Raw genomic sequence first — 13,755 nt, 5'->3', positions numbered from 1 at the left:
CCCCTCAGGCAGGAATGCGGATGGTGGCGCGCAGACCGCCGAGCGGGCTATCGCCAAGCGTGACATTGCCGCCATGGCTGCGGGCGATGTCGCGTGCGATGGCAAGGCCGAGGCCTGTACCTGACTTGTCGAGATTGCGGGCCGAATCCAGCCGGAAGAACGGTTTGAAGACATCATCCCGCGCCGCGACAGGAATGCCGGGGCCATCATCATCGAAGATGATCGTCAGCCATTTGGCGCTGTGTCTGGCTTCGATGCGGAGGCTGTTGGCGTAGCGCCGGGCGTTGGTGGCGAGGTTCGTCACCAGGCGAGTAAATGCATTCGGCCGGACGGAGATTTGATTGTCACCGTCGATGGAGAAGCTCATGGACTTCCCGTGCAGCGTGAAGTCTTGCTGGATCTTCTCGAAGATATCGCTGAGCTTGAATTGTCCGACATCTTCTTCGGCCTCGCCGCGTGCGAAGGCCATATAGCCCTCAAGCATGCTTTGCATGTCTTCCACATCTTCGCTGAGGCCGACAAGATCCGGATTTTCACCGACAAGGGCGAGCTGCAGCTTGAAGCGGGTGAGGACCGTGCGCAGATCGTGGCTGACGCCGGACAGCATCGCCGTGCGCTGCTCGATCTGCCGTTCGATGCGTTCGCGCATCAGGATGAAGGCAAGGCCCGCGCGGCGTATTTCGTCGGCGCCGCGGGGAGAGTAGTTTTCCAGCCGCTGTCCCTTGCCGAAGCTTTCGGCCGCTTGCGCCAGTGCCAGGATCGGGCGGATCTGGCCTCGCAGGAACAGGACGGCGATACCGATCAACACCAGCGAGGTGCCGACCATCCAGAGGATGAAGATATGCGTGTTCGATGCATAGGTCTGGCTACGCTTGGCAAAGACGCGCAGCACCTTGTCAGGAAGTTTGATGCGGATCTCGACCAGACTGGAGTTGCCGACGGTATCGATCCAGAAGGGCAGATTGATCTGATCGCGGATTTCGTCGCTCAGAATGCCATCGAGGATCGAAAAGAAGGGTTTTTCGCCCGGTGGCGGCAGCTCGCCACCGGGCTCGATCGAAATGGCGAGATCGAGCTTCTGGCGCGCCATCTGGGTGATGGCTGAATAGTCGGCATCCTGCGGATAGGTCTGAATGATAGTGATGATGGCGGCGATGTCGCGTGTGGTCGCCATCGACAGGCGCTGCGTCACCATCTGCCAGTGGCGCTCCATGAAGACGATGGTGACGACCGCCTGCAGGATGATCATCGGCAGGATGAAGATCAGCAATGACCGGGCATAAAGGCCGGTCGGCAGGACATAGCGACGCATCCAGCGCGAAAGCCACCGTAATCCGTTGGACGGCGTATGATCCTGGTCGCGTCTGATCGAATCGAATGTCACCATCACCTGGTCCCGCGGAGCCGATCTCAGTCTATGCTAAGGCGGTAGCCGATGCCACGCACCGTCTGCAGCCAGATTGGGTTGGCCGGGTCATCTTCAATCTTGCGGCGCAACCGGTTGATCTGCACGTCGATCGTCCGCTCGCCCACTTCTGCATCATTGCCGATGAGCTCGTGGCGCGGGATCGTCTCGCCGGCGCGCTTGGCAAACAGCAGCATGATTTCCTGCTCACGATCGGTTAGCCGGATGAGTTCCGCCGCCTTCTTGAGCTCCTTGCGGGTGAGCGAAAACGTGTAAGGTCCGAACATCACAAGCTCGATCTTCGGGGAATCGGCGGGCGCGTTGCGACGCAGGATATTGTTGACGCGCAGCACCAGTTCGCGCGGGTCGAAGGGCTTTGGCAGATAATCATCCGCGCCAGCCTCGAGGCCTGCTATGCGGGAGTCGGCTTCGGCAAGTGCTGTCAACATGATGATCGGAATGTTCTTGATCGCGCGCAGGCTCGCCGTCAGCGCAATGCCGGATTCGCCGGGCATCATCACATCCATGATGATGAGATCGAAGTCCAGCCCTTCCAGCTTGCGACGGGCTTCGGCGCCATCGGCGGCAGCCGTGACGCGAAAACCCTTCTCCATGAGATAACGGTTGAGGAGGGCACGGATACGCGTGTCGTCGTCCACCACCAGAAGATGTGCTGCGTCATCCGAGATTACTGCTTTTGTCGTCATTCGGTCCGTCTCGATCCTGTCCTACCCATCGATTGAGTTGACGCATTCCGCACCGGCCCCACGGGCAGGAGTGCCATCATTTCTCGGTCTGCATTCCCCTCAGGAAACGCTTCACGCTTTCGCGCGTCGCTTCAGATGCGCCTTCGAATGCCCTTTCAATGCGGCGCGATTGCGGCTCGGCAAGCGCCAGCGCCAGATCGCGACCCGCTTGGGTCGGGTACAGTTTGCGCTGCCGCCGATCCTCCGGACCTGCGACCTGGCGAATATAACCCGAATCGATCAATTGTTTGAGAACCCGCGCCAAACTCTGTTTGGTGATCTGCAATGTTTCCAGCAGGTCCGCAACCGTCATGCCGGGTTCGCGGTTAACGAAATGGACGACGCGATGATGAGCCCGGCCGAAACCACTCTTGACGAGGATCTGGTCCGGATCGGAGACAAAGTCGCGGTAGGCGAAGAAAAGCAGCTCGATAATTTCGAAATCAATGCTTCCTGCGTTCTGCATCGGTGTGCCCAGCAGTTCCGTCTTTGCCGCATTCTGGCTCATCTGTCGTGGCACCGTGGCATTTCCTTTCCTATAATGGAGCATTCGGGAAACTTCCGTAAAAATATGTCAGCTCTATTGACACATTTTTACGCCGTCACCCGCCTTCGCACAATGCCGCGTGGCTCGAACGGGACTGCTCTATCGGGAAATTAAGCGCGCTCGCGCAAAAACTCCAACATATCCTGCATTTTTATCTGTCCCACTCACGCATAAGGGGTGGTGAATATAACGGATGGCAACCCAAGGGCATTGCGGCGGGATCGTCTGAGGACAATAGGACGAGAGACAGGCGCCCTGGCTTATAAGAGCCGCGCATATCCGACCGTCGAAGACGGCAAAGATCGTGAAGGCAGCATCTTTTCCGTGCCACCTACGTCAAGGCACGGGCGAGGTGCGCCTGTTGCCAAACAGAATTGCGTATCGATCCGCACAAGCCGGGTAATTGCTAGGCCCGGCTTGTGCGATCCGATCTAGTTACGACTTGCGGCCGAGAACGGCGCCGACGATCCCGGAGAGCACGCCACCAGCCACCAACGACGATATGCCTTGCGCGATGAGGCCGGTAAGAGCTTCGCTGCCGATCAGGTTCAGGATCAGGCCGCCGCCAAGGCCACCCACGGCCCCGGCGATCGTTCTCGCAACGAGATTGATCCCGTCCTGCTTCAAAACGGCGCTAGCGGCGTTGCCACCGATCGCACCGGCAATCAATTGCGTGATGATAGGCCCTAGACTTTCCATGACTGCCCTTCTCCCATAGTTCCGGAGACGCTTCCGGATGCCCTCTCGCGGCGTCCCGGATCGATACCAGGGAGCGGCGATAATCCTCATCGATATTAGGATTACATCATGCACGGATCGCTGGAAATAGAAGGGCAACTCAAACGGGAGAATTTCCTAATAATTTCAGGGGAAATCCGTGGTTTGGACATGCGGCCGTCCAGCCGCATGTCAATTTCGCCATCTTGCACGGTCTTGGCGGGCGAATCAGCGGTAGACGTACACGATGCGGCGTGTGCCCGGATCGACCAGTACGGGTTGGTGGTTCACCTCGACGTAGCTATATTGGTAATCTGGAATGCGGTGAACTTCCACGCTTTGCGGAACCATGGCGCCGACCGTCAGATCGCCGCTCAACTGAACCGTATCGACCGGGTTGTCGTCGATATAGGTCCGGACTTCCTCAGGAGGGGTTACTGCCGCGATATCGCCGTCGTTCTGGTCGACGGGACCCAGCAATTGATCGTTCGGACCGGGTTGAACGCGCTGGACGCGCTGGACGCTGCCAGTCCGGACCGGATCGGTCTGTTCATAGGTGATGGTGGGGATGCCCAGATCATCCCGATGGTCCTGGACGACGACCGAGGTGCCATTCTGTTCGACGCTTAGATATTGCGCATAGACCCAGCCGCGCATGCCATTGACGTCGACCCGGCACCAGCGGCTACCTTCGACGCATCCGTCCAGCGTTGCTTCCGATCCTCGTGTGGCGACGCCGACCGTCGGGAATTCCGCACCCGGCCCGGAACGAACTTCTATATCCGTGGCGGTGGTTGCGGCCATCTCGGCCTGGGCGAGACCCGCACTGCCGAGAAGGACAAAGCCGGCCAGCAACAGATTTCTTTTCAAGGACATTGGTTTTCTCCTTCTGTCTTGAAAGACTTATCTTCAACGTTTCGAGTGCCTGAGTGTTCCGGTTTGCCGGACGCCAACGGACTATCGTTCGACGAGGAAGGGAAATAACCATTTGAAGTAGATGGGTATTCTCGAATATCGAGCTTCGCTTGCAGGCGTTCGCACGACTTTAAAGGTTCAGGGGCTGTTTTGCCTGATGTTTGCCGCTATACCGGCAGTACGACGATCAAACAGACGAGGCGCTCTATGGGCATGCTCCAGGCCGGCATCATTCCGGTGACCCCTTTCGAACAGAATTGTACCATCCTGTTCGATCCGGAGACGAAGGAGGGCGTGGTGGTCGATCCGGGCGGCGATGTTGATATCATCCTGCAGACGGTGCGCGAGAACGGTATCACCCTGAAGGCCATCTGGCTGACACACGGCCATATCGATCATGCCGGCGGTGCCGACGAGGTGCGCGAGGCACTCGGCATCGAGGTGATCGGCCCGCATGAGGACGATCGCTTCCTGCTTGAAGATATCGAAGCCAAGGGCAAGATGTTCAACATCAGCGGCGTGCGCAACGTCACGCCGGACCGCTTCCTGAAGGAGGGTGACAAGGTCTCCTTCGGCGAGCATGAATTCGAGGTTTTCCATTGCCCCGGCCACGCGCCCGGCCATGTCATCTATGTCAACCGGAAGCAGGGCTTTGCCCATCTCGGCGACGTACTGTTCAACGGCTCGATCGGCAGAACCGATCTGCCCGGTGGCAATCACCAGCAGCTTTTGGAATCGATCCGCGACAAGGTCTTCCCGTTGGGTGATGAAGTCGGTTTCATCTGTGGCCATGGGCCGGGCAGCCGGATCGGCGACGAGCGTCGCAGCAATCCCTTCCTGCGCGGGCTATAAAGAAAGCGCCGCTCGAAAGCGGCGCTTCGGTTCCTCGTCTTATGATTCTGGTGCGGCCGGAAATCAGTCGGCCGTGCAGAAGTGGCGCATGCCGTCATAGCCGACATAGGTGCCGGAACGGCTGTCGAAGCTTCTGTAACGGTCGTAGCAATAGCGCATCCAGGCGGGCGACCAGGGACGCAGGCCGTATGCCGGCGGCGGCGCGTAATAGCTGACGTCACGCTCGACATAGACACGGCGCGGTGCTGGGCGATAATAGTAACCGGGGGGAGGTGCGTCATAGCCCGGATCGACATAGGCCGGGGCCGGTTCGACATAGCGGGGCTGGCTGGCAATGGCGGAGCCGACGATCAGGCCGGTTGCGAGCCCGGCAGCACCGAGCGCCCAACCGTCACGGTTGCGGTGGCGCCAATATTCATCAGCGGAAGCAGCGCTGATGGAGGTGACCGTCAATGCCGCGGCGACGGCGGACATGACGAGGGTTTTGCCGAGTATGGTCATTGGCCTATCCTCTAACGGAAGCGGGACAAAAGTCATTCCCGCTCTTTCATGGGAGGCAAATTATACGTGGCAAACTGAATGCAGACTGAATGACAAAACCCGGCATTGCTGCCGGGCCTCAACTCGAATTTGAAAGCCGTAAGGTGTCTTAGCCAGCAATCTGCAGATTGACGGCCTTCGGTCCCTTGCCGCGGCGATCCGGTTCCGTGTCGAAGCTTACCTTCTGGTTTTCCGACAATCCTGCCAGACCAGAAGCCTGAACTGCAGAAATGTGTACAAAGATGTCCGCACCACCCTTGTCCGGTTTGATGAAACCGAAGCCCTTATCGGTATTGAAAAACTTTACAGTGCCAGTCTCGGCCATGCCTCAGGTCCTTTTCTCTCTGCCCACCATCCACACGGGCAGCATTACTTGTATTGCCCTTGCGGGCGCTTGCAGGCAGTTCTCGAAATTTGAAGGAAAAGGTCCCCGTAACTCGGCGTGATCTCGATGCGATGTTTGCCACCCCGCTTCTTGATCAAGCTGACCGGAATATTAGCGTTTCCGGCGCGCAATTCTATTAGGACTTCCCATGCTCTAAAAATGCCCGAACACCATTGAGAGTGCTGTGTTTATGGGAAATTGGCAAGCAAAAGTTTTTTAACGTGGCACAACAGGCACAATACCGTAACGCGAATATGTTAAGGCGATTCGCAAATTTTCCCACTTTGAAACAAGTTTCTAAGGGTTTTGCATCGCTCGCGATATAGTTTTGGCGAAATTTCCCCAAATCCGCTGGTGTGAACGACCGTTTTCGATCGTTCGAAAAATTTTGGCAAGCTGCATGGAGGAGCGGCTAAAACCGCGCATTTCCGGCGCTTTTTACGCAGTTGCGTCGCGCCGGCGAGTCAATTCCGGCACCAATTCCACCGCCAGCATCGCTGTAAACATCAAGGCGCAGCCGGCATAGCCGAGCGGGCCTATGGTTTCGCCGAGAAGCAAGGCGCCGAGCGAAGCGCCGAACAGTGCCTCCGAAGACAGGAAGATCGCGGCCTGCGGCGCGGTCGTATAACGCTGGCCGATGATCTGCAGCGCAAAAGCCAGGCCGGAGGAAAAGATGCCGACATAAAGGATTTCGCCGAGTGCGGCACTTATATCGGCGAGACTGATCGGCTCGATGGCGACGGCAACCGCAAGAGCAAGAGCAGCGGTGACGGCAAATTGCGTGGCGGAAATGCCGAGCGGCCGGCCGGTTTCGTTGACGGCAGAGCCGGCAAGCGTGATTTGAGCTGCCCAGAAGAGGGCACAGATGACGGTCAGGAAGTCGCCGATGGTCAGGTGCGAGAAGGAGCCGCCCGAGAGCAGGTAGATCCCGCAAAGCGCCATCAAGGCTGCGGGCCAGATGACCCAATGCGGCGAACGGCGCAGGAAGATAACGGCAATCAGCGGCACGAAGACCACGTAAAGGCCGGTTATGAAGCTGGAATTCGTGACCGTCGTCGTCAGAAGGCCGAGCTGCTGTGTTGCCGCGCCGCCAAAGAGCGCGATCCCGATCAGCACGAAGGAGAGCCAGTTACGTTGTGTCAACGGCCTAGCGGCTTTCCTGTTTTCCATCCACACGAAAGGCAGGACCACGAGGGTTGCTACCGCAAATCGCAGGCCGATGAACCAGAAGGGTCCGATCGACTTCATCGCTGTCGATTGCGCAACGAAACCGCCGCCCCAGATCGCGGCGGCAAGCAACAACAACAAATTCGCCTGTATGCGAGACATCTGCATCCTGCGGGAAGGGGAGGAAGGGTGAGGCGACCGTTAGCAGCTGCTTTTGCTTGCGGCAAGGCCGAAAGATGACCGAAGCGAAGCGCTGACGGCTAGCTTGCAGCCCTTGAAACCCTCAGAAGCGAGCCGTTGTCTTCATCGGTTGTGATCAGCAGCGCGCCATCGGGCGCGACCGTGATATCACGCAGGCGCCCGAATTTACCGTCAAACATGCGCTCCTGTTCAGTGATCTTGCCTTTGCCATCCTGGCTCAGCCGCGATAGCAGCTCGAACTTCAGCGCGGTCACCAGGAAGTCGCCGTTCCATTCGGGAAACATCTTGCCGCGATAGACGACACCAGCACCTGGCGCGATCGAAGGGTCCCAATAGAAGTGAGGCTGTTCCATGCCCGCTTTGGCGGTCCCGATGCCGATCTTGGTGCCGTTATAATTGACGCCGTAGGAGATGATGGGCCAGCCGTAGTTCTTGCCGGCCTCGGGCGTGTTGATTTCATCGCCACCCCTGGCGCCGTGTTCGACCGTATAGAGCCTGTTCATCGCACTGTCGAAAGTAATGCCCTGCGGGTTGCGGTGGCCCTTCGACCAGATTTCAGGCAAAGCGCTCCTGCCATCTTTGAACGGATTGTTGGCGGGGATGCTGCCATCGGCTTCTATGTGGATGATGGAGCCGGCGTCGTCGTGAAAGTCCTGGGCGCGGTCCTGCTGGCCACGATCGCCGAGGCTGACAAAGAGGCTGCCGTCGCGGGCAATCGCAATGCGCGAACCATATTGGATGTTGCCGCGCGACAGCTTGTTCATCACGAAGATGCGCTTCACATCCGTCAGCTGCTTTTCGTCCGGCGATAATTTGGCGCGAAAGACGGCCGTGCCGCTTCCGCCTTCGCCTGCCACGGAGGCAGTGAAATAGAGGGTACGATTGCTGGAGAATTTAAGATCAAGGGCTATGTCGAGCAGACCGCCCTGGCCGTGCGCATAGACCTCGGGGACACCGGAAATCGGGGCTGAAACCTTTCCATCGCGGACAAGGCGCATGCGGCCCGGCCGCTCGGTCACGAGGTAGGCGCCATCCGGCAGCACTTCCACCGCCCAGGGGTGTTCAAGCCCTGTCGCTATCCTCTCGACCTTGACGGTCACCTTTTGCGTTTTGATGGTCTGCGCCGGCTCGGCAAGAGCTGATGTTGCCGACAGTATGGCGCAAGCGATCAAGGCGATCGAAAATCCCGTTCTTCCCGGCTCCGTTCTCGTAGCGCGCATCTATCCGACCTCCCCAATAGCCTTGTTTTCGCAAGGTGGGACCTATCGATTGCCATTCAAGGTCGATTGCGGAGCCGATAACGTCTTTGTGTTCTTGCTTGCGGCGGAGGCAGGCCCTTTGGGCCTCTCTAGCCCTTCTGCAAATCGAAGCGCTCGCCATGCAAGGAGCGCACGGCTTGTGTCTCCAGAAGCGCATGTCAGGGAAGTATTTGATCTGCATTGGCAATTTGCATGGTCTTCAGAATCTGATTCAGGCGCTTCGCGTGATGATTCAAGTTCGCATGGATTGCCGGAGTCTGCCCGCAATCGATCAAGCCCGGGCGAAAGAGGCGTATCGTTTTCCCAGGCAGGCTTCCAGAGCGTGATGCCGAAAAGTGTGGGCGGTTTTCGGACGACATCACGCTCTATTTCTTTGATTCTAGAGCGGATTCAGATTTTAGGTCGAACAGACCTAAAATCATCCGGCTCTAGCCGGATAAGAGAAGCTACAGCGTATGGCCCGGAAAGCCATGAAATAAAGCCACTGTGACGCCTTTGTGCTTGAAACGTCGGCCCATATTCGACATAGAGCTTAGCGCAGAAATCTGGTCCGCAGGCTTTCTGCCATTTTCAACCGAATAGGACCGATCACCATGGCCTTTCTTGCCGACGCTCTTTCCCGTGTAAAGCCTTCTGCCACCATCGCCGTTTCCCAGAAAGCGCGCGAGCTGAAAGCAAAAGGACGCGACGTGATCGGCCTTGGTGCCGGTGAGCCGGATTTCGATACGCCCGATAATATCAAGAAGGCCGCCATCGACGCGATCAATCGCGGCGAAACGAAGTACACGCCGGTTTCCGGTATTCCGGAACTGCGCAAGGCGATCGCCGCCAAGTTCAAGCGCGAGAACAATCTCGACTATACCTGGGAGCAGACGATCGTCGGCACGGGTGGCAAGCAGATCCTGTTCAACGCCTTCATGGCGACGCTGAACCCAGGCGATGAAGTCATCATCCCGACGCCTTACTGGGTTTCCTACCCGGAAATGGTTGCGCTGTGCGGCGGTACGCCTGTTTTCGTCGCGACGACGCAGGCCAACAACTTCAAGCTCCAGCCCGCCGATCTCGAGAAGGCGATCACGCCGAAGACCAAGTGGTTCATGTTCAACTCGCCGTCCAACCCGTCGGGCGCTGCCTATTCGCATGCCGAGCTGAAGGCGCTGACGGACGTGCTGGTCAAGCATCCGCATGTCTGGATCCTGACCGACGACATGTATGAGCACCTGACCTATGGCGAGTTCAAATTCGCCACACCGGTCGAAGTCGAGCCGAGCCTCTATGACCGCACGCTGACGATGAATGGTGTTTCCAAGGCCTACGCGATGACCGGCTGGCGTATCGGCTACGCTGCCGGCCCGCTGCAGCTCATCAAGGCCATGGACATGATCCAGGGTCAGCAGACCTCAGGCGCGACCTCGATCGCCCAGTGGGCTGCCGTTGAGGCGCTGAACGGGACGCAGGACTTCATTCCACAGAACAAGAAGATCTTCGAAGGTCGCCGCGACCTCGTCGTATCGATGCTGAACCAGGCGAAGGGCATTTCGTGTCCGGTTCCGGAAGGTGCCTTCTACGTCTATCCGTCCTGCGCTGGCCTGATCGGCAAGACGGCGCCGACCGGCAAGGTCATCGAGACGGACGAGGACTTCGTCTCCGAGCTGCTGGAATCGGAAGGCGTTGCCGTCGTTCACGGCTCCGCCTTCGGCCTCGGCCCGAACTTCCGCATCTCCTATGCGACTTCGGAAGAGCTGCTCGAAGAAGCTTGCCGCCGCATCCAGCGCTTCTGCGGCGCCTGCAAGTAAGCAATCCATAATCGTTCAATTGAAAAGCCCGCCAGAGATGGCGGGCTTTTTCGTATTCAGGTTGCCGGTTTCATCTTCATTCGTTGATTCAAGCGTTTCGCAATTTGAATCCGCCGGTCGTCGCAAGTCCTTGAAATCGGGATCAAAGACCGAGTGCCGTCAGCATGATGAAGGTGGCGAACAGGATGAAATGGGTCATGCCTTCGATGGCGTTGGTTTCGCCGTCGTTGAGGTTGATGGCGGCGACGATCAGCGTGATCATCACCATGACCGTCTGTACCGGCGACATGGCCATGATGAAGGGCTGGCCGGTATAGAGCGCGATCGCCTCCATGACGGGCACCGTCAGGATAACGGTCGAAAGAGACGCGCCCAGGGCGATATTGACTGTCGCCTGCATGCGGTTTCTGAGGGCTGCGCGCAGTGCCGTCAGAATTTCCGGTGCTGCCGAGATGGCGGCGACGACGATGGCCGCGATGGCGGGCGGTGCGCCGGTGCCCTTTAGGCCGGTATCCATGAAAGCAGACATGAATTCCGCCAGCACGCCGATCAGGACGACGCCGATCAGGATTGTCACGATCGACGTCGTCGTGGATTCCTCTTCGTGATGCTCTTCAGCATCGGCGACTGCGAGTTTCTTTTCCGTGCGCGGATAGCTGTAGCTGAAGAAATAGCTGTGCCGGCCGACCTGCATGCGCAGGAAAAGAGCGTAAAGCGCGATCATCGCGGCGATGGTGAAGGCGGAATAATAGTGCCATTTCGCGTCGGGGATGAACTCCGGCACGATCATCGAAATGCCCATGGCAGTCAGGATCATCACGCCATAGGTCCGGCTGGAATCGTCATTATAGGGCTGTTCGCCATGCTTTAGCCCGCCGAGAAGGGCGGCGAGGCCGAGGATGCCGTTGATATCCAGCATGACGGCGGCGTAGATCGTGTCGCGCACCAATGTCGGCGAACTCTCGCCGCTCATCATGATGGCGAGCATGATGACCTCGACCGCAACGGCCGAAAGAGTGAGGATCATCGTGCCGTAGGGATCGCCGACCTTGACGGCAAGGGTTTCGGCATGATGGGCGACGCGCATGGAGGCCAGTACAATCGTTGCGATCAATGCCGCGGCTGCCAGCATCGCCGCGCCTTGGCCCATTTCCAGTACGGAATGCTCGCCGATATAGGCGACAACGGCAATTGCCAATGCCACCAACAGGTTTTTCTCCTGCTTAAACCACTTCGCTGTGATCACTTTCCCCACCTTTGCGCCGATTCACGGTTGCACTCTAAAGCAAGGATTTCGCACATCAAGCTTGCGGGGAAGAGGGCGAAATTTGCAGTTAACGCAGTTTAATGAAATACTGCGCGGATAGGTCTGCCCAACCACAATGCCGCGGCATCCTCGAACCCGTCTCAGATGCACGCGATCCTGTCGGCAACGTCCGGTTCGAAGGTCTTGGCAGATGAGAAGGAGGGTCTGAATGATCAAGGTCGTTTACGAAATCGTGCCACATGACGGTGGATGGGCCTATCGTTTCCGCGATGTTTATTCGGAGGCGTTTCCGACGCATTCCGAAGCTGTGGAGGCCGCGCGCATCGTTGCGGCTGAGCAGCAAATCGGTGGGGATTCAGCCGAAATCAGCTGGCAGGACGAGAGTGGCAAATGGCATGAGGAATATGCCGATGGCGGTGACCGCCCGGAAACGGAAGTCATCGATGGCCAGATGCATTTTCCGCCGGTCGATACTGCCCCTGGCGCTTAGTCCTTCGGTTTGTCTGATGCCTTTTCTATGATCGCGTCGACGAAGTGACGTTTCTCGGCGGTGTAGCGATCGCCATCATGCCGATGGATCTCGGCGAGCTCCAGTTTCAGCGCGGCATAGGCAGACGCCTCTGCCGGATGTGTCCGAAGATAATCGCGGAAGATCACCCTGCGCTCGTGTGTCCGGTTGTTGGGTGGGCAGAGATAGATGCGCTCCGGCGGTCTGCCGTCCCGCCGCATGAAAGCCCATACGTCGTCATCATAGCGATTACCGCGGGGTTCGTAATGCTCCTCCAGAAGAATCTGTGTCGCCGCAGGGACGTCGGCTGAGCCGCGCAGGATAATGTCGATGTCGATGAGCGGTTTTGCGGCGATGCCGGGAATGGATGTGCTGCCGATATGCTCGATCGTCACGATGTAGGGCGCCAGCAATCGTTCGAGCTTTTCGCGGATGCGTTCGTAATCTTCCGGCCATCGTGGGTCGTACGGCACTAATTCCACCGCTGTTCCCGTGTTCAAGATCCGTTCCTAGCGCTGTTTTCCTTTGTGTAATCAAGCAATCCCGTCACCAGGGCATCGAATGTCACGCGGCAGCGTGGCGATGTCTTCAGGTTTTCATGCATGACGATCCAGGTGTCGATCTGCACCTCGATCTCGGGCAACAGCTGCACGAGGTTTAGATCGCGGCCTGCCAAGGGGATTTGAAGGAAGCCAATGCCGATGCCGGCGCGCAGTGCATTGTGAAGCGCGATACTGTGGTCGGAGCGAAAACTGAAGGAGGTGCCTTCGAGCATCGGATAGCGCTTCTGCATCATGCGTATATAGGCAGTCTGACGATCGAAGCCGATGAGCTTGTGCCGATGCAATTCCTCGATCGTTGTCGGTTTGCCATACCGCTCGATATAGGTGCGGTGGGCGAAGAGGCCGAGTGAGATGATGCCGATATGCCGGGCGAGCAATGCTTCTTGCGCCGGCGCGATCATGCGCACGGCGATGTCGGCCTCGCGCTGTAGCAGATCTTCCACCGTATCGGAGGCCGAAAGCTCCACGATCAGATCGGGGTATCGTGCCTGCAGCCTGGCAAGGATCGGTGGCAGGACTTCCGTGCCGATGACCTCGCTGGCACTGATGCGCACCGTGCCGCTGACCTTGTCCCTGGAGCCGGACGCTGCCCGCAACAGGGCGGCGGTCGTGCTCGCCAGTGTTTCGGCATAGGGTTTCAGAACGAGCGCGGCATCGGTCGGCAAGAGGCCCTGTTGGGAACGTGTGAACAGCTCCGCGCCGACCGATTGCTCCAATGCGTCGATATGACGGCCGATTGTCGGCTGCGTCAGACCGAGTTCACGCGCAGCAGCCGACAATGAGCCATGCTCCAGCACGGCGAGAAAGGTGCGATAGAAATCCCAGCTTGGTTCAGATGATGATGCCATACATTTATGTATATCATGTGCAGATTTTTCGGCAATTTC

The 13,755-nt window shown here is 58.2% G+C and carries 15 protein-coding genes; 3 read left to right on the top strand and 12 right to left on the bottom strand.

Annotated features, from left to right (window positions below):
• Positions 1-4 precede the first annotated feature (4 nt).
• From GA0061100_RS02780 to GA0061100_RS02760, 5 genes are all read right to left on the bottom strand, one after another.
• The gene (locus GA0061100_RS02780; protein ID WP_075851070.1) at positions 5-1,387 is read right to left on the bottom strand and encodes an ATP-binding protein; all 1,383 of its coding nucleotides are present in this window, start codon (positions 1,385-1,387) and stop codon (positions 5-7) included.
• Between the two features lie 23 nt (positions 1,388-1,410).
• Complete coding sequence (locus GA0061100_RS02775; protein ID WP_075851069.1) at positions 1,411-2,112, bottom strand: response regulator; 702 nt, start codon at positions 2,110-2,112, stop codon at positions 1,411-1,413.
• Between the two features lie 76 nt (positions 2,113-2,188).
• Complete coding sequence (locus GA0061100_RS02770) at positions 2,189-2,659, bottom strand: MarR family winged helix-turn-helix transcriptional regulator (protein ID WP_208621518.1); 471 nt, start codon at positions 2,657-2,659, stop codon at positions 2,189-2,191.
• 474 nt (positions 2,660-3,133) lie between these two features.
• Positions 3,134-3,397 carry a hypothetical protein gene (locus tag GA0061100_RS02765; RefSeq protein ID WP_075851067.1) on the bottom strand — a complete coding sequence of 88 codons (264 nt, stop codon included), beginning with the start codon at positions 3,395-3,397 and terminating at the stop codon, positions 3,134-3,136.
• A gap of 246 nt (positions 3,398-3,643) precedes the next feature.
• Positions 3,644-4,291, bottom strand: a complete 648-nt coding sequence (locus GA0061100_RS02760; protein ID WP_075851066.1) for a DUF1236 domain-containing protein — start codon at positions 4,289-4,291, stop codon at positions 3,644-3,646.
• Positions 4,292-4,537: 246 nt separating this feature from the next.
• Here GA0061100_RS02760 and GA0061100_RS02755 point away from each other — a divergent pair, with 246 nt between their 5' ends.
• Complete coding sequence (locus tag GA0061100_RS02755) at positions 4,538-5,182, top strand: MBL fold metallo-hydrolase (RefSeq protein WP_075851065.1); 645 nt, start codon at positions 4,538-4,540, stop codon at positions 5,180-5,182.
• A gap of 63 nt (positions 5,183-5,245) precedes the next feature.
• Here GA0061100_RS02755 and GA0061100_RS02750 read toward each other — a convergent pair whose 3' ends face one another.
• The 4 genes from GA0061100_RS02750 to GA0061100_RS02735 form a co-directional block, all read right to left on the bottom strand.
• Positions 5,246-5,683 carry a BA14K family protein gene (locus tag GA0061100_RS02750; RefSeq protein ID WP_075851064.1) on the bottom strand — a complete coding sequence of 146 codons (438 nt, stop codon included), beginning with the start codon at positions 5,681-5,683 and terminating at the stop codon, positions 5,246-5,248.
• 148 nt (positions 5,684-5,831) lie between these two features.
• Entirely contained in the window at positions 5,832-6,047 is a 216-nt protein-coding gene (locus tag GA0061100_RS02745) for a cold-shock protein (RefSeq protein ID WP_004116423.1), read from the bottom strand.
• 498 nt (positions 6,048-6,545) lie between these two features.
• A complete protein-coding gene (locus GA0061100_RS02740) occupies positions 6,546-7,436 on the bottom strand; it encodes a DMT family transporter (protein WP_075851063.1) in 891 nt (296 codons plus the stop codon).
• 98 nt (positions 7,437-7,534) lie between these two features.
• Positions 7,535-8,695 (bottom strand): PQQ-dependent sugar dehydrogenase, encoded by a 1,161-nt coding sequence (locus tag GA0061100_RS02735; protein ID WP_075851062.1) that lies wholly within the window; start codon positions 8,693-8,695, stop codon positions 7,535-7,537.
• A gap of 632 nt (positions 8,696-9,327) precedes the next feature.
• Between GA0061100_RS02735 and GA0061100_RS02725 the strand changes: the two genes are divergently transcribed.
• On the top strand, positions 9,328-10,530 hold the full coding sequence (locus GA0061100_RS02725; protein WP_075851060.1) for a pyridoxal phosphate-dependent aminotransferase: 1,203 nt from the start codon (positions 9,328-9,330) through the stop codon (positions 10,528-10,530).
• A gap of 142 nt (positions 10,531-10,672) precedes the next feature.
• Here the strand turns inward: GA0061100_RS02725 and GA0061100_RS02720 are convergent, their stop codons facing one another.
• Positions 10,673-11,734, bottom strand: a complete 1,062-nt coding sequence (locus GA0061100_RS02720; RefSeq protein ID WP_425298666.1) for a calcium:cation antiporter — start codon at positions 11,732-11,734, stop codon at positions 10,673-10,675.
• 271 nt (positions 11,735-12,005) lie between these two features.
• On the opposite strand from GA0061100_RS02720, the gene GA0061100_RS02715 reads away from it, so the two are divergent.
• The gene (locus tag GA0061100_RS02715; protein ID WP_075851058.1) at positions 12,006-12,287 is read left to right on the top strand and encodes a DUF2188 domain-containing protein; all 282 of its coding nucleotides are present in this window, start codon (positions 12,006-12,008) and stop codon (positions 12,285-12,287) included.
• Here the strand turns inward: GA0061100_RS02715 and GA0061100_RS02710 are convergent.
• Together GA0061100_RS02710 and GA0061100_RS02705 are read right to left on the bottom strand one after the other, a co-directional pair.
• A complete protein-coding gene (locus tag GA0061100_RS02710) occupies positions 12,284-12,805 on the bottom strand; it encodes a GrpB family protein (RefSeq protein ID WP_075851057.1) in 522 nt (173 codons plus the stop codon). The two genes, GA0061100_RS02715 and GA0061100_RS02710, sit on opposite strands and share 4 nt — an antisense overlap.
• Positions 12,802-13,716, bottom strand: a complete 915-nt coding sequence (locus GA0061100_RS02705; protein WP_075851056.1) for a LysR family transcriptional regulator — start codon at positions 13,714-13,716, stop codon at positions 12,802-12,804. Before GA0061100_RS02705 ends, GA0061100_RS02710 begins: the two co-directional genes overlap by 4 nt.
• Between the last annotated feature and the right edge of the window lie 39 nt (positions 13,717-13,755).

This window comes from Martinezella hainanensis (assembly GCF_900094555.1).
Lineage (GTDB): Bacteria > Pseudomonadota > Alphaproteobacteria > Rhizobiales > Rhizobiaceae > Rhizobium > Rhizobium hainanense.
Note: the sequence above shows the minus strand (reverse complement) of the source record. Positions and strands in the feature narration are given on the sequence as shown.

Excerpts from the sequence above, each read along its gene's own strand:
- GA0061100_RS02760 (WP_075851066.1), bottom strand. The coding sequence starts at position 4,291 with ATGTCCTTGAAAAGAAATCTGTTGCTGGCCGGCTTTGTCCTTCTCGGC.
- GA0061100_RS02780 (WP_075851070.1), bottom strand. The coding sequence starts at position 1,387 with ATGGTGACATTCGATTCGATCAGACGCGACCAGGATCATACGCCGTCC.
- GA0061100_RS02740 (WP_075851063.1), bottom strand. The coding sequence starts at position 7,436 with ATGTCTCGCATACAGGCGAATTTGTTGTTGTTGCTTGCCGCCGCGATC.
- GA0061100_RS02735 (WP_075851062.1), bottom strand. The coding sequence starts at position 8,695 with ATGCGCGCTACGAGAACGGAGCCGGGAAGAACGGGATTTTCGATCGCC.
- GA0061100_RS02770 (WP_208621518.1), bottom strand. The coding sequence starts at position 2,659 with ATGAGCCAGAATGCGGCAAAGACGGAACTGCTGGGCACACCGATGCAG.
- GA0061100_RS02745 (WP_004116423.1), bottom strand. The coding sequence starts at position 6,047 with ATGGCCGAGACTGGCACTGTAAAGTTTTTCAATACCGATAAGGGCTTC.
- GA0061100_RS02765 (WP_075851067.1), bottom strand. The coding sequence starts at position 3,397 with ATGGAAAGTCTAGGGCCTATCATCACGCAATTGATTGCCGGTGCGATC.
- GA0061100_RS02755 (WP_075851065.1), top strand. The coding sequence starts at position 4,538 with ATGGGCATGCTCCAGGCCGGCATCATTCCGGTGACCCCTTTCGAACAG.
- GA0061100_RS02750 (WP_075851064.1), bottom strand. The coding sequence starts at position 5,683 with ATGACCATACTCGGCAAAACCCTCGTCATGTCCGCCGTCGCCGCGGCA.
- GA0061100_RS02705 (WP_075851056.1), bottom strand. The coding sequence starts at position 13,716 with ATGGCATCATCATCTGAACCAAGCTGGGATTTCTATCGCACCTTTCTC.
- GA0061100_RS02775 (WP_075851069.1), bottom strand. The coding sequence starts at position 2,112 with ATGACGACAAAAGCAGTAATCTCGGATGACGCAGCACATCTTCTGGTG.
- GA0061100_RS02715 (WP_075851058.1), top strand. The coding sequence starts at position 12,006 with ATGATCAAGGTCGTTTACGAAATCGTGCCACATGACGGTGGATGGGCC.
- GA0061100_RS02725 (WP_075851060.1), top strand. The coding sequence starts at position 9,328 with ATGGCCTTTCTTGCCGACGCTCTTTCCCGTGTAAAGCCTTCTGCCACC.